The following is a 14,828-nucleotide window of genomic DNA, read 5'->3' as shown; positions in this document are numbered from 1 at the left end:
TCATGAATGAACGTATGCCTTTCGTCATTTACGTTTTCGCGCTTTGCGCGTTCGCCCTGGGCTTCACCGAGTTCGTCACCATCGGGCTGGTGTCCACCATTTCCGCCGACCTGCACGCCAGCGTCGGCCAGGTCGGCACGGCGGTCACGGCCTATGCGCTGGGGGCAGTGATCGGCGCGCCGGGCCTGACCGCGCTCGCCACGCGCTGGCCGCGCAAGCGACTGCTGCTGCTGGCAATGGGGCTGTTCACGCTGGGCAATACGCTGGTCAGCCTGTCCGATACGCTGACGCCCATGCTGGCCGCCCGCTTTGCTTCGGGCCTGGGGCATGGCGTATTTCTCGCCGTGGCGTCCAGTGTCGCCACGCAGTTGGCGGGGCGGCATCGCGCCGGCACGGCGGTGGCGGTGGTGTTCGGCGGCCTGACGCTGGCCCTGGCGCTGGGCGTGCCGCTCGGCACCTGGCTGGGCAGCGTATTAAGCTGGCAGGTTATTTTCATGGCCGTGGCCGCAAGCGGCGCCATCGGTTTCCTGGGGTTGTTGCTCCTGATGCCGGCGGATCGGCAGCACGCTCCGCAGGCCAACGCGATGGACGGACTGAAGTCGATGTTCAATCCGCGTTTGCTGGCCGGGGCCGGCATTACCGTACTGGCCTATGCCGGGTCGTTTGCGCTCTACACTTACATTTCACCGATCCTGCTGCAGGTAACGACAGTTAGCGAAAGCACGGTCAGCCTGCTAATGCTGGGCTACGGCGTGATGGCGGCCATCGGCAACGTATGGGGCGGACGCCTGACCGACCGCAAGGGCGCGGACTTCGCGGTAATGAGCGTGCTGATCGGTCTGACTGCGGTGCTGCTGGCGATATGGCTATCGGCGCCATCGTTGCCATTGATGGTGCTGCTGACGGGGCTGCTGGGCGCGCTGACCTACGCGGCGGTGCCGGCCTTGCAGGCGCGGGTGATTGAGCTGTCGCACAGCCATGCGCCGCAGGCGCTGGCGGTGGCTGCCGGGCTGAATATCGCAGGCTTTAATGGCGGTATTGCATTGGGATCGTTACTGGGCGGCGCCAGCCTGGAAGCGATGGGGCTAACCAGCACGGCCTGGGTGGGCGCGACTGTCGCAGGACTGGGGATGGTTTGGATGCTGAGGCAGATGCGCGGAACCGAAACGCCAGACGTGAATATTTCCGGATAGCGGGGCAGGTGACATCACTCCCCGGCTCATGGGCGACTGGGCGAAGTAATCATGCCGGGTCTGGCTGGTTAGCATGATTAGAAGTGAGATAAATAATACAGAGTCTGCAAGATAACTGTGGGACTAAGTGGGCTGAACTGGGAAAAGATTGGATGGTAATTGTAATTCTCTTACAGCATGTAAAAAAAACAGGCCGTACAAAAAATTAAGAAATTTATCGTTCAATCTGTTTGATTTTACTCCACCGGCGTCGGCTCATCATCAGGTGGAATAACCTACGTCCGTTTAAAATTAATCTGGCCACCGGAAATATTGATTTCGGCCATACAGCGAATACCGTCGAACTTCAGGAAAGTGGCATTCGATGAGGCCCGGTCAACATCAGCGGCCCGGCGTTTAATGAGGCAATTGATCGCTGGAAAATGCTGAGCGATTTTGGCCTTCATAATGAAAGCCTGAACGAGATCCCGGCTGTACGTCTGAAAAATCTCGCTCGTTATGCGGGAATGACTTCGGTGTTCAATATCGCCAGGATGGCTCCGCAGAAAAGGACTGCGATACTGGTTGCCTTTGTCCTTGCATGGGAGACACTGGCGCTGGATGATGCACTGGACGTTCTGGACGCCATGCTGGCTGTCATCATCCGTGACGCCAGAAAGATTGGGCAGAAAAGGCGGCTCCGATCGCTGAAGGATCTGGATAAATCTGCGCTGGCGCGTGTTCGTACCTGCTGAAAGAAGAAACACCGGACGAATCAATCCGGGCTGAAGTATTCAGCCACATCCCCAGGCAAAAACTGGCCGAAATCATCGCACTTGTCCGTGAAATTGCCCGGCCTTCAGACGATAACTTTAATGATGAAATGCTGGAGCAGTACGGGAGGGCTCGTCGTTTTCTGCCCCATCTGCTGAATACCGTTAAATTTTCAGCCGCTCCCGCCGGGAGTTCCACCCTGAATGCCTGCGATTACCTCAGCCTCGAGTTCAGCTCACGGCGGCAGTATTTTGATGACGCACCAAAGGAAATCATTAGCCGTCCATGGAAACCTTTCGTTCCATTGGCCCTCAAACCCCGCTACAGAGAGGCTCACTATTCAACAAAGCCACCCGAGTGATATGATGCAACTCAAAACGTTTTTGGCCACCCGCCCTCTCTTGTTTCCTCGACTCTGGGCTACCTCAGCCCAGAGCAGTTTGAGCTGACCCATGTTGCTTAGCCGGACGTCCGCGGAACAGGGGCAAGATCAAGCGACTCTTATGGAACGATGCCGGATAGATCCAGAAATTTTAGGAAGATGACGAGAATGAACGACCAGAATAGCCGGAAACCGATCGGTAGGGCTGCGCAAATACCGGTGAAGCTTAGTGCTTTGGGACTTACCCTCGTGATCTCTATGGCCTTCGCACCACCATCCTGCGCTGCCGAAACCCTAACTGGATATTGGGTCGGTAGTGATGACCTAAAAATCAATTTTGATAATCGACGGATAATACTGGGACCGGACGGTGGCTGCGAGATCGCTTCGGTAAAATCCATTGGAAGTAACCTCTGGAAGATACTCGGCAAGTGCGGCATCTCCGATATTCCGCGTGTCTTAGAACTTAAAGGGACGTTGCAGTTGAGAGGCTCGACGTTGTTTTTAACAACGAGTGATGGCACCTATCCCTTAAAGCGAGCACCAGAACCGAGCGCGAAGCAGGCCCCCATCGCCGTGCCGTCGATCAAGCTGGTTCGCGACATGCAATGCGTACAAGTGCGCGCGCAGCGGCCCCGCGAGGAAGACAGCACCTGGACGCAGAGCGTGTATCCGCTGGTCTTGACGAAGCTGGACGCCTGCGGCTGCCCTTCGCAGCAGATCGACTATGTTGTCAGAACCGGCGCACCGCGCAAAGATCTCACCCGTGGCACGCTGGATACCCACGACAATTATCAATTTATGCTGCGCCTGTCGGCGGACGCGAATGTCGTACGTGAGAGCGGCATCGAGCTGGACCTGAACTGCGCGACACCTAAATAGCGATCCGCGGAACAGGGGCAAGATCATTGTTCCTACGCCAAGTTCTTGTCGAGTAATAGGGAGGTTTTTTTGATCTCGGTAGAATGTGCGACATGCATATTTTTGAATAAACTGTATTAGTCGCGACTTGATCTGACACTGTTATGGCACCGGGCTGAACTTAACCTGACAGGCGGCTCTGGGCCAACAGCGGACGTTATGCTAATGAACGTTCCTTTCTTGCGTAAAGCGGCGATGATGTCGGCCGGATGCCAGTCGTTGTGCTGTATAGTCATATTCACTGCGCCCCTTTCTGGTGGCGATTCAGACAGGGTTTGCAGTACCGGCATGTGACCACCCGACGCGGATTTCTCCGCCCCTGCCTGAACCGCCATCCGGCGGCGCTAACGGCGCGCGTGTCCACCTGGGCCGAAAAACGATATTTTCCCCGGGCCGCGGCCTCGTTCAGAGAGGAAACAGGTTTTCCGCAATGAAGTCGACGAAGACTCTGATCTTCGGCGAAAGATGGCGACCCGACGGCCACAACACATGGAACACCATGCTGTCGTGGTTGTCGTCATCCAGCACGGTGATCAAATTGCCTTGCCGTAACTGGCGGCGCACGGCGATCTCTGGAACACAGGCGATACCCAGTCCCTGTTCGGCGAAGCATACCTGCGGATCGAGACTGTTGGTCACCAGACTGGCCGAAAGCGCGCTGGCGGACATGTCGGCCGTATGCCGCAACGGCCAGACGTCGAGCTTGCCCGTACTGGGGAAGCGATAGAGCAGACACGAATGGTTTGCCAGATCCTCCGGCCTGAGGGGAATACCCGCCTGGTCGAAATAGACGGGCGCGCCGACGATCACCTTGCGGCAAGAGCCGATTCTACGCGCCGCCAGCCGGGAGTCGCGGGGTTCGCCGGTGCGGATTACCGCATCGAACCCCTCGTCGATCACATCCACCAGACGATCCGAGTAATCGATATCCAACGCGATATCTGGATAGCGCCGTTTGAATATCCCCAGGGCTGGCATGAAAAGCGTGCCAACCGAAGGCAGACTGATGCGCAGCCTGCCTTGCGGGGTGTCCTGACTTTGTAAGAGTTCGGCCTCGGCGTCTTCCAGTTCGCGCAAAATGCGCCGGCAGCGCGCCAGAAATTGCGTGCCTTCGGGCGTCAGACTGACGGTGCGGGTGGAGCGATGAAACAGGCGCACGTTCAGTCGTTTTTCCAGCCGCGCAATGGTTTTGCTGACTGCCGACGCGGAAATACCCAACTGCTGCCCAACCGAGGTGAAGCTGCGGGAATCGCCGACGCGGACAAAAATATCGAGTGGAGCAATATTTTCCATAAAAAATGCCATTGATGACTTTTTTGTCATGAGTGTTGTTCACTGTAACCTGTTTTTCTTCCGTTCACGACCGGTCATCATGGTGAAGTCGCCCGCGATGAAGGGCAGGATGATATCCACGTGAGGAAATGTGATTGATGAATGAAACAACGACAGCGGCCCGCGCCGGCGGTACGGAGCGCCTTCATCTGGCCGGGCTGCTTGCCCTGGCGATGGCCGCCTTTATTACGTTGCTGACCGAGATCATGCCGGCGGGATTACTTTCACCGATTGCGCAGGGATTGAAGGTGTCGGAAAGTCTGGCGGGCCAGTTCATCACCGCTTATGCGTCAGGAGCGCTGGCCGCGGCGATTCCGGTCACCACGCTGACGCAGGGGATGCGGCGACGCCCACTGCTGTTGATCGCGATGTTGGGTTTTGCCGTGGTCAACCTCGTCACTGCGCTTTCCGCCAGCTACAGCCTCTCCCTGGCCGCACGTTTCTTTGCCGGCGTCTTTGGCGGCATCGTCTGGTCGCTGCTGGCCGGCTATGCCGTGCGCATGTCCCCGTCCCATCTCAGCGGGCGGGCGATTGCGATATCCGGGGCGGGGGCGACGGTCGCTTTGGTGCTCGGCGTACCGATCGGCGCGTTGCTGGGACGGACCATCGGCTGGCAAGGCGCTTTTGGCTTGATGACGGCGCTGTCCCTGGGGCTCATCGTGTGGATCGTCGCCGTCGTTCCCGACTTCCCGGGGCAATCCAGGGATCAGCGTAAAACGCTGACCCACGTGTTGCTGAAAACCGGCATTCGGGCCGTGCTTTTGGTGGTTTTCACCTTTATCGTCGCCCACAACATTTTCTACATTTACATCGAACCCTTTTTCGCGCCGTCGGGTTTGTCTTCACGTGTGGATAGCGTGCTGTTCGTCTTCGGACTGGGGGCGATCCTCGGCCTGTGGATCGCCGGCGCGCTGGCGGACCGCCAGTTACCAGCACTTGCCGTGGCCAGCATCGTCGTCTTCGCTTTCGCCGCGCTGCTGCTGGGTCTTTGGGGCGATATTCCGCAGAAGGTTTATCCCTGCATCGCGCTCTGGGGCCTTGCTTTCGGCGGCTTTGCCACCATCACGCAGACGGCATTGTCCCGCTTGGCCGGGGCATCGGTGGATGTGGCGCAATCCATGTATACCACGGGCTGGAACACCGCCGTGGCCGGCGGCGGCATTGTCGGCGGCGTTCTGCTGGATCGGACTGGTCCCGGGGCCTTTGCATGGGTGGCCATCGGCCTTCTGCTGGCGTCTTTACTGGGAACGGTTTTCGGTATGAACAGGGCGCTGGCTCGCCCGCGCTAAAACAGCACGATGCGGGATGACGCGCGGGGGCGGCCGGTCGTCCCGCGTCAGCTTGTTCGCACAACGATCAGCCCCGATAATTTTCCGCTATCTCTGCAATTATCTTCAAGACAGGCGCGCCGCATATCGGCAAGACTCTGCCGCGCGACCGCATACGCTGACCGAATGAGCGTTTCTCATATTAAGATGGCACGCCGGACAAAAGGACATTAACGTGATGATTTCATTATCGCCGCGCATGACAGAACAATACAGTGGGGTAGCCTTTGGCATTCTGATTATTCGCCAGTATCGGGAAAGCACCGAAGGATTACAGGCGTTTCGACAGAGGGCGGCCGGAGAGTTGACGAAACTCAGGCAGACTCACGGCGATAAGGACAGGAAAGCGCTGATCGATGCCGATAATACCCTCGCGGCCTATGCGCGCTATTACAAAAAGTACAACAAGACCTATCACGTACTCCCCCAAATCGAATCGGCGCTGGGCGGGAAAAATTTAAATGACGCGCCGGGATTAATACAGGCGCTATTGTTGACCGAACTCACCACATCACTACTGATTGCCGGCCATGACCTGCAGCGGCTGACGTTACCGCTGGTCATTGATGTCTCACAGCACGGTGAGCGTTATTTAACCGCCGACACCTGCGTCGCTAGCCTGGCCGGGGTACGCCACATACTGGATGCTTTGTCGCGCATTGAGTCCGGCAGCAGCGCGCCGGAAGATTTTGAGGCCGTGGGGGAGCGCTGGGACATTCGTCAGCGCCTGCAGCATGAGCTGGAGCGCAACGGACTCGGGTATCTCGATGCCACAACGCCGGCGAACATCCTTAGCGGAGGCGAAGCCATGCGCGTCGCCTTAATCAGCGCCATGCTGTCGGAGGCAGATTTTCTTATTCTGGATGAACCCAGCAATCACCTTGATCGGCCAAACCGGCAAGCGCTGATCAAACAGCTACAGCGTTGGCCGCGCGGATTATTGATCGTCAGCCATGACCGGCAGGTGCTGGAAACGATGGCGCGCATCGTGGAACTGTCCGCGCAGGGCCTGCGCAGCTACGGCGGCAATTACACGGCCTATGCCCAAAACAAAGCGCAGGAACGGCAGAATGCGCTGCAGCGACTGGAACAACGTAAACTTGAACGCCAGCGCGAAGAACAGGCAATGCAGGAACAGCGACAGCGCCAGGAACGGAGGCAGGCGCGCGGTAACCGGCACGGGAAAGAAGCCAACCAGGCCAGGATTCTGCTGGATCGGCAGAAGGCGCGCAGCGAGGGTTCGGCAGGCAAACTGCGTCGGCTGCATGCCGCTTGCCGGCAGCAACTGGTAAATCGAGTGAGCGAGGCGGCAGAGCAGGTGGAACATGAGTCGCTGATTACCCTGCACGTATCGCCGGTCGTGCAGATTGCACGGCGGCGCGTGGCACAACTGGATACCGTGGTTCTCCCTTTCGTCACGGGGCCCTGTCGCCGCATCAACCTGAGCCTGCGGGGGCAACAGCGGGTGGGCGTGGTTGGCCCGAACGGCTGCGGTAAATCCACGTTGCTCAAAGTGCTGGCTGGTCAGCTGACTCCGCTGTCCGGGGTCAGCAACGTTACGCCCCAATGCGTCTATCTTGACCAGCGGCTGGCCAATCTCGATCCAGCGCGGCCGGCGCTCGAACAGCTACAGGCAGCCAACCGCACGATCGGTGAAGGGGAGCTGCGCATGCGCCTGGCACAACTCGGACTGGATGCGCAGAATATCGTGACGCCCAGCGGTTCGCTCAGCGGAGGCGAGCGTTTGAAAGCCGCGCTGGCTTGCGTTCTCTACGCCGACCCGCCCCCGCAGCTATTATTGCTGGATGAACCGGGCAATCATCTCGATCTTCCATCCACGCTAGCGCTGGAAACCATGTTGCGCAGCTACCGGGGGACGCTGGTTGTGGTATCGCATGACGATGCATTCATGGACAACCTGGCGCTGACAGACCGTCTGCAGGCAAGCGAGCAGGGCTGGCTGTCGGCGCCGTGGTGACGCTGTGACGCTGTGACGCTGTGACGCTGTGACGCTGTGACGGAGGAAGCCTGCCGGGGCCGGGATTCAAGAGCGCAAGGCTGCGGTGATGCAGGCAAGCAAATGCCTGGCTAGCTGTTTCGCATCACCACGCCGGCCTTCCCATGCGTCGACGATTTCACCTAAATAAGCTCTACGCGCATAGTTCAGCGTGGCGGCCTGCTGTTCGGGGATCTGGGGGATCACCCAGTCGGCGGCGACATCTTTCGTAACAAACTGCCCGGTGCTGGCAGTGCGCCACATTCTGGCGAGCGTAAGCAGGACATTGCGCTCGTCCCCCTGAAGCCCATCCAGCAGAATCGGCAGTGCGCCCTGAATAGCCAGTCGGACGTATTCCAATGGCGTTTGCGGCAGAAACTTCAGGATATTTTCGCCTGACAGGATCGTCGCCTGCTGACGAGCTTGCTCAAGCAACAGGGTGTACTCGGGATCACATGTGGGTACCGATAGACGTCCCGCCTCAAACGCCTCACGCAACCATTCTCCATAGATGTAATTGGCGCGGGCAGGGAAACCAATACTGAGCAGGTCAGACTGGCAAAAAGCGATGACCTCAATGCAGCGTGGGCCTCCAGGCCTTGCAGGATGGCGACCAGAAATATGCAGCAGCGCCGTTGTCAGATCGCGCCGTTGAGCATCGGTCATATCGCGCTCGATGATGGCGAGTAAATCAATATCGCTCTGCGGTCGAAGTCCTCCCGATACAGCGGAGCCATGCAGATACACGGCAAGAAGGCCACTGCCAATACTCTCACTCAGGGCCGTCACGGCCGCTTGCATCTGGTCAGTTTTCTGCGGTGTACCTTTCTGCATCGTCAATTAATTTCGCTATATCGGCGTAGCTAACGTCCAGGGCTGTGCAAGGATGATAACCTCGTTTGCATCTGTCATCGCGCGATTTTACACGATTCTCTGCCCCGGAGAGATTGTGGCTTACGTCAGCGGCCGTTTCCGTCTCGCATCCAGCGGCTCGCGCAGCAGCGCGGTATCGGCTGTGAGCAAAATGACGCCTAACCATTTGGCGCTATCAGGCGATTTTCCGTTACCGGGATCAGTAACAACGAATTCCTCAAACTCTGCTGGAACAGGAACACCTTTTAGACTCACGGTACCTCTGGTTTATTGAATACCATTAAGCGTTGTTTCACTTTTCAACAAGCGAATAGACCGGCCGTGTAGATAGGCTACAGGCATAGATTATCCTTAATTTTGGGGCTGGTTCGGGAGCAGAGTTGTGTCGCGACTAAACTTGCTACTGATTGATTGACTTAATTTTATATTAGGGATTTTTCAATATAAGGAGAGCAGTTAAGTTTATTAAATAATGCATCGGCTCTTATATCAAATTCATGAATTTGAGCATCAGACATTTGGGCCCCATGTAAAACAATCACCGACTCCCGAGGTGCTGGTTTAGGGCTGACAATGAAAAATCCACGCAACTGCGTGGATTTTATGGTTTTTGTGGCTTTCATGAGATTCAGCGAAACCTCATGAGGCAACAAAATTATTTAGACGTTGAACAAGAAATTCATCACGTCGCCGTCTTTCACTATGTACTCTTTGCCCTCTGAACGCATTTTGCCGGCTTCTTTGGCGCCTTGCTCACCTTTGTAGGTAATGAAGTCGTCATAGGCGATGGTTTGCGCGCGGATAAAACCCTTTTCGAAATCGGTATGGATTTTACCGGCGGCCTGCGGAGCGGTAGCGCCGACGGGAATGGTCCAGGCGCGCACTTCTTTAACGCCGGCGGTGAAGTAGGTTTGCAGGCTCAGGAGCTCATAACCGGCGCGGATAACGCGGTTCAAACCCGGCTCTTCCAGTCCCAGTTCGGCCATAAATTCGTCGCGTTCGTCATCGTCCAGTTCGGCGATATCCGCTTCCACGGCGGCGCACACGGCGACAACCACCGAGCCTTCTTTGGCGGCGATGTCACGGACCTGGTCCAGATACGGATTGTTTTCAAAACCGTCTTCGTTAACGTTGGCGATGTACATGGTCGGCTTCAGCGTCAGGAAGCTCAGGTAGCGAATGGCTGCTTTATCTTCTTCGCTCAGGTCCAGCGAGCGCAGCATGCCGGCGTTTTCCAGCTGCGGCAGGCATTTTTCCAGCGCGGCCAGTTCGGCTTTGGCGTCTTTATCGCCGCCTTTGGCCTTTTTCTGTACGCGGTGAATCGCGCGTTCACAGGTGTCTAAATCCGACAGCGCCAGCTCGGTGTTGATGACATCAATGTCTTCCGCCGGATTAACTTTGCCGGAGACGTGAATGATGTTGTCGTTTTCAAAACAGCGCACTACGTGGCCGATGGCTTCGGTTTCGCGAATATTGGTCAGGAATTGGTTACCCAAACCTTCGCCCTTCGAAGCGCCTTTCACCAGGCCGGCGATGTCCACGAATTCCATCGTGGTCGGCAGAATACGCTGCGGTTTAACGATCTCGGCCAGTTTGTCCAGACGCGGGTCGGGCATTGGCACCACACCGGTATTCGGCTCAATGGTACAAAACGGGAAGTTGGCCGCTTCGATCCCGGCTTTGGTCAGCGCATTGAACAACGTGGATTTACCGACGTTAGGCAGCCCAACAATACCGCATTTGAATCCCATGTTTCTGTCACCTTAAATAACTTAATAATCAGGCAGTTGTTATTTTCTGCCTGTCTGAAGGAAAATTTTCCGCTCAATTATACACATAAATGACGGTTTTTCCCGCCCGGACTGCACGCCGGCTGTCAAACCAGCGCCCAACGCCACGCCACGCGCTCAGCCGGCGCGAAATGCGTGCAGGCGGTTCATTGCTTTAAGCATGTCTTCCTGCAACAGGATTTCCGTGCAGGAGATGGCCTCATCGATCGCGTCGTCGATCAGCTTTTGTTCGCTCAGCGGCGGCTTGCCCAGTACGAAGCCGGTTACCTTATTCTTATCGCCCGGATGGCCGATGCCGATGCGCAGGCGATGAAAACCGGGATTGTTGCCCAGTTTGCTGATGATGTCTTTCAGACCGTTATGGCCGCCGTGACCGCCGCCCAGTTTGAGTTTAGCGACGCCCGGCAGCAGGTCCAGCTCATCATGGGCCACCAGAATCTCTTCCGGCTGAATGCGATAAAAGGTGGCCATCGCCGCCACCGCTTTGCCGCTCAGGTTCATAAAAGTAACCGGCACCAGCAGGCGAACATCGTGGCCGGCGAGGTTCAGCCGGGCCGTGTAACCAAAAAATTTGCTTTCTTCTTTCAGCGGCTGGCGCAGACGCTCGGCCAGACGATCGACATACCACGCGCCCGCATTATGGCGGGTGGCGGCATACTCAGCCCCGGGATTAGCAAGGCCAACGATTAGTTTGATACGACTCACGATATCCTTCCAGATTAACGCGTAGCGTTATTAAACGCCGGGAATAAGCGCATTAGTTTACACAGTCAGCGTGGTAATCACAAAATAGCGCCCGTAACATCGCGTTTATCCTGTAAATCTCTACGTTTGTTATTGTTATATATTTGTTGACTATGCAAATAATTAACGTTCTCTTGCGTTATATGTGATCTCATGCGCAATCCCCCACACCCGGTTGTCTATAATTACAGCGCCAGGAAAAGATGGCGATGTAATGGCTGCTCCTCTTTTCATCACGCTGAAGTCCGGAGGTGACAGATGAAACGTAAAAATGCAATTGTCCTGGGCAATGTTTTAATGGGCGTCGGTATGATCATGATGATCGCCGGTGTGGGTTATTCCATCGTGAACCAATTCCCGGATTTAAATTTACCGCAGGTTTTGGAAAACAGCGCGCTGATGGGCATCTTCATCGGGGCCGTGCTGTGGCTGGCCGGGGCAAGAATTGGCGGGCGCGAAAGGGTGGCGGACCGCTACTGGTGGGTTAAACATTTTGATAAACGCTGCCGGCGCGAACACCACTCCTGATAAGCGGCGTTAATTTCCAGCAATAAAAAACCGCAGTAACCAGGTCACTGCGGTTTTACGCCTTGATATGTCCAGGTTGTCAGCCTGTTAGCTTCCCACGCATTCACGGTAACCGGACTATCCCGGCGTACCGCTATTTATTCACCTGCTATTTCTCAGCCTGTTGAAAGCGATCGGGCCATATATTTATATGCTGACGGTAAATATTCAGTTGCGCCCGGCGATTAATGCTCAAACATCGCAGAAATAGATTCTTCGTTGCTGATGCGACGAATCGCTTCCGCCAGCATACCGGATAACGTCAGCGTGCGTACGTTAGGCAGCGCCTGAATCGTCGGCGTTAACGGAATGGTATCGCAGACGATCACTTCATCAATAACGGAGTTTTTAATATTGTCGCAGGCGTTGCCTGAGAAAATCGGATGCGTCGCGTAAGCGAAGACGCGTTTCGCGCCGCGCTCTTTCAGCGCTTCCGCCGCTTTACACAGCGTGCCGCCGGTATCGATCATATCGTCAACCAGAATGCAATCGCGGCCGGCCACGTCGCCAATGATGTGCATGACCTGCGAAACGTTTGCGCGCGGACGACGTTTATCGATGATCGCCATGTCGGTATCGTTGAGCAGTTTGGCGATGGCGCGGGCGCGCACAACGCCGCCGATATCCGGGGAAACGACGATCGGGTTTTCCAGATCCTGCTGCAGCATATCTTCCAGCAGAATAGGGCTTCCGAACACATTATCGACCGGGACGTCAAAAAAGCCCTGAATCTGTTCAGCGTGCAGATCCACCGTAAGTACCCGGTCAACTCCCACGCTGGAGAGGAAATCGGCTACCACTTTGGCTGTAATCGGAACGCGCGCTGAGCGAACGCGGCGGTCCTGACGGGCATAGCCAAAGTAAGGAATAACTGCGGTAATACGTCCCGCGGAAGCGCGACGCAGCGCATCGACCATAACAACCAGCTCCATCAGATTGTCATTGGTGGGCGCGCAGGTGGACTGGATGATGAAAATATCACCACCGCGTACATTTTCGTTGATTTGCACGCTGACTTCGCCATCGCTAAAGCGACCGACGGCGGCGTCGCCAAGGCTGGTGTACAAACGGTTGGCAATACGTTGTGCTAGTTCGGGGGTGGCGTTACCAGCAAAAAGCTTCATATCAGGCACGAGAAGAACCTCAGGCTTGCGTCCAGAGAAATATCATATTAGCGGCGATCCGGGGCAGCGATCCACCGCTGATTACGATATGCATACGGGTGTAAGAATTAAACGGTGTCGGATGTTCGGTGAAAAACAGTCAACGCCGGTTAAGATACCCGGAAAGCTTGCGTTGCAAGGGCGACACGTTAACACCGCGTGCCACAAAACCACGGGACCATTCCGGGACCCGGTCAAGCACCTGACGGGCGGCGGACTCGGTGTCGAATTCGGCAAACACACAAGCGCCGGTTCCGGTCAGGCGCGCCGGGGCGTATTCTAGCAGCCATGAAAGTAGCTGTTCAACCTCACGAAAACGTTTTCTTGCCACAGGTTCACAATCGTTAGCAAAGGGAAGCGCTAATAACGCCTGCAGCGAACGTTCGGGCGAGTCCCTTTTCAGCAGCGGATCGTTAAAGATTAACGGGGTAGGGATACTAACGCCCGGATGAACGACCAGATACCATTTTTCCGGCGGACTGGCCGGCGTGAGCCGTTCACCCACGCCCTGGGCGAAAGCGGCGTAGCCGCGCACGAAAACCGGCACGTCGGCGCCCAGCCGCAGGCCGATATCGGCCAGCGCGTCGTCGCTCAGATCGGTCTGCCACAGGGCGTTTAGCGCAACCAGCGCCGTGGCGGCGTCGGAGGAACCGCCGCCGAGACCGCCGCCCATCGGCAGCCGTTTTTCAACGGTGATGTCGGCGCCCGGAGGTCGGTCGGTCAGTCCATGGCTGAGACAGTGTTGCTGCAGCAGACGCGCCGCCCGCACAATCAGGTTTTGTTCGGGTTCAACGCCGTCCAGCGGCGTCAGAAGGCGTATCTGCCCGTCGCGGCGCGTTTCGCAGGTCAGACTATCGCCATAGTCGAGAAACTGAAACAACGTCTGCAGATTATGGTAACCGTCGGGGCGCCGGCCGGTGACGTAAAGAAAAAGATTCAGTTTGGCCGGAGCGGGCCAGCGAATGCCGGCCCCGGTCGCGGTAACAGTGGCATGATGCATGCGGCGGATGACCTTAATTTAACGTCCAGTTGTCCATTTTCAGCTTGATGCGCTGCCCGTCCTGGGTCAGTTCGATATTCTGCGGCAGAGACGGCGTCACGCTCTGGCTGTAGCTCTGGTAGACCACATCCCAGCTCTGCCCATCGTGTCGATAATTCAGGCTTTTAAGACGATAGCTGTCATCCAGCGCGTAATGCGTGGCGTCGCCCGGCAACCCGATCATCCACTGACGCAGATTCTGCAGCGGAATCGACATGCCGGTCAGCTGCAGCAGCATCTGTTGCGCATCGTCCCCGTTATAACGTTTCCCCTGATTATCAATTACCTGAACGCCATCAGGCTGTACACGCAGTTCCAGTTCGGTGCTGCCCAGCGGGTTGATTAACATCAGGCGATAGTGCTGCGGCGAAGACTGCTGCCAGAAAAAACGGGCGGAAAGTTTCTTGCTATCGGAAAGATAGGCGAAGGCGCCGCGTATCTGATAGCGGGTTAATTTTTGCACTTGTTGCTGGTGATTTTTCCATTCGGGCGAGGAGGGACTTTGCCCGGGTGATTCCGGCTGCGTCAGAGTACAGGCAGTCAGCAGGAAGGCGGCTAGCGGCAGGAGCCGCAGGCTTCGGGCGAAATTTATCGACATGTTGTTCAGTCCTGATAACGGCATAAAATTACGGTTTAAGGCACCACGCTAGCGGGGTTAACCGGCGGCGTCAATATGCGCGTACCGCGCCCTCCTGATGCCTTTCGCCGGCGCGCTATCCGCCGGGTGGCTTTTCATGCCGTGCGCCA

Annotated in this window: 15 protein-coding genes and 1 pseudogene; 6 read left to right on the top strand and 10 right to left on the bottom strand. The window is 56.6% G+C overall.

The window, feature by feature from the left end; translation table 11 throughout:
• The first annotated feature begins 2 nt into the window (after positions 1-2).
• The 3 genes and pseudogenes from FJU30_RS06465 (at position 3) to FJU30_RS06455 (ending at position 3,210) form a co-directional block, all read left to right on the top strand.
• Positions 3-1,193, top strand: coding sequence for an MFS transporter (locus FJU30_RS06465; RefSeq protein WP_150434155.1), 1,191 nt, complete (start codon positions 3-5; stop codon positions 1,191-1,193).
• 368 nt (positions 1,194-1,561) lie between these two features.
• A pseudogene (locus FJU30_RS06460) lies at positions 1,562-2,247 on the top strand (Tn3 family transposase); the annotation flags it as partial.
• 249 nt (positions 2,248-2,496) lie between these two features.
• On the top strand, positions 2,497-3,210 hold the full coding sequence (locus FJU30_RS06455; protein ID WP_191091534.1) for a DUF2195 family protein: 714 nt from the start codon (positions 2,497-2,499) through the stop codon (positions 3,208-3,210).
• 116 nt (positions 3,211-3,326) lie between these two features.
• Here the strand turns inward: FJU30_RS06455 and FJU30_RS06450 are convergent, their stop codons facing one another.
• Entirely contained in the window at positions 3,327-3,485 is a 159-nt protein-coding gene (locus FJU30_RS06450) for a helix-turn-helix domain-containing protein (RefSeq protein WP_150434309.1), read from the bottom strand.
• Positions 3,486-3,654: 169 nt separating this feature from the next.
• Complete coding sequence (locus FJU30_RS06445) at positions 3,655-4,542, bottom strand: LysR family transcriptional regulator (protein WP_150434153.1); 888 nt, start codon at positions 4,540-4,542, stop codon at positions 3,655-3,657.
• Between the two features lie 137 nt (positions 4,543-4,679).
• Between FJU30_RS06445 and FJU30_RS06440 the strand changes: the two genes are divergently transcribed.
• Together FJU30_RS06440 and FJU30_RS06435 are read left to right on the top strand one after the other, a co-directional pair.
• Positions 4,680-5,870 (top strand): MFS transporter, encoded by a 1,191-nt coding sequence (locus FJU30_RS06440; RefSeq protein WP_150434152.1) that lies wholly within the window; start codon positions 4,680-4,682, stop codon positions 5,868-5,870.
• 217 nt (positions 5,871-6,087) lie between these two features.
• Positions 6,088-7,887, top strand: coding sequence for an ATP-binding cassette domain-containing protein (locus FJU30_RS06435; RefSeq protein WP_223881516.1), 1,800 nt, complete (start codon positions 6,088-6,090; stop codon positions 7,885-7,887).
• A 66-nt stretch (positions 7,888-7,953) separates the two neighbouring features.
• On the opposite strand, the gene FJU30_RS06430 is transcribed toward FJU30_RS06435, so the two are convergent.
• From FJU30_RS06430 to pth, 5 genes are all read right to left on the bottom strand, one after another.
• Complete coding sequence (locus tag FJU30_RS06430) at positions 7,954-8,739, bottom strand: aminoglycoside adenylyltransferase domain-containing protein (RefSeq protein ID WP_150434151.1); 786 nt, start codon at positions 8,737-8,739, stop codon at positions 7,954-7,956.
• Between the two features lie 120 nt (positions 8,740-8,859).
• Entirely contained in the window at positions 8,860-9,033 is a 174-nt protein-coding gene (locus tag FJU30_RS26765; protein WP_191091533.1) for a hypothetical protein, read from the bottom strand.
• 167 nt (positions 9,034-9,200) lie between these two features.
• Complete coding sequence (locus FJU30_RS06425) at positions 9,201-9,401, bottom strand: hypothetical protein (RefSeq protein ID WP_150434150.1); 201 nt, start codon at positions 9,399-9,401, stop codon at positions 9,201-9,203.
• Positions 9,402-9,437: 36 nt separating this feature from the next.
• Complete coding sequence (gene ychF / locus FJU30_RS06420; RefSeq protein ID WP_150434149.1) at positions 9,438-10,529, bottom strand: redox-regulated ATPase YchF; 1,092 nt, start codon at positions 10,527-10,529, stop codon at positions 9,438-9,440.
• 156 nt (positions 10,530-10,685) lie between these two features.
• Entirely contained in the window at positions 10,686-11,273 is a 588-nt protein-coding gene (gene pth, locus FJU30_RS06415; RefSeq protein ID WP_150434148.1) for an aminoacyl-tRNA hydrolase, read from the bottom strand.
• A gap of 297 nt (positions 11,274-11,570) precedes the next feature.
• On the opposite strand from pth, the gene ychH reads away from it, so the two are divergent.
• Positions 11,571-11,840 (top strand): stress-induced protein YchH, encoded by a 270-nt coding sequence (gene ychH, locus FJU30_RS06410; RefSeq protein WP_150434147.1) that lies wholly within the window; start codon positions 11,571-11,573, stop codon positions 11,838-11,840.
• A 224-nt stretch (positions 11,841-12,064) separates the two neighbouring features.
• Here the strand turns inward: ychH and prs are convergent, their stop codons facing one another.
• From prs to lolB, 3 genes are all read right to left on the bottom strand, one after another.
• Positions 12,065-13,012, bottom strand: a complete 948-nt coding sequence (prs, locus tag FJU30_RS06405) for a ribose-phosphate diphosphokinase (protein WP_150434146.1) — start codon at positions 13,010-13,012, stop codon at positions 12,065-12,067.
• 130 nt (positions 13,013-13,142) lie between these two features.
• Entirely contained in the window at positions 13,143-14,042 is a 900-nt protein-coding gene (gene ispE / locus FJU30_RS06400) for a 4-(cytidine 5'-diphospho)-2-C-methyl-D-erythritol kinase (RefSeq protein ID WP_150434145.1), read from the bottom strand.
• A gap of 13 nt (positions 14,043-14,055) precedes the next feature.
• Complete coding sequence (lolB, locus tag FJU30_RS06395; RefSeq protein ID WP_150434144.1) at positions 14,056-14,679, bottom strand: lipoprotein insertase outer membrane protein LolB; 624 nt, start codon at positions 14,677-14,679, stop codon at positions 14,056-14,058.
• Positions 14,680-14,828 lie beyond the last annotated feature (149 nt).

Source organism: Affinibrenneria salicis (assembly GCF_008710095.1).
This window is presented reverse-complemented; position numbering and strand designations above follow the sequence as displayed.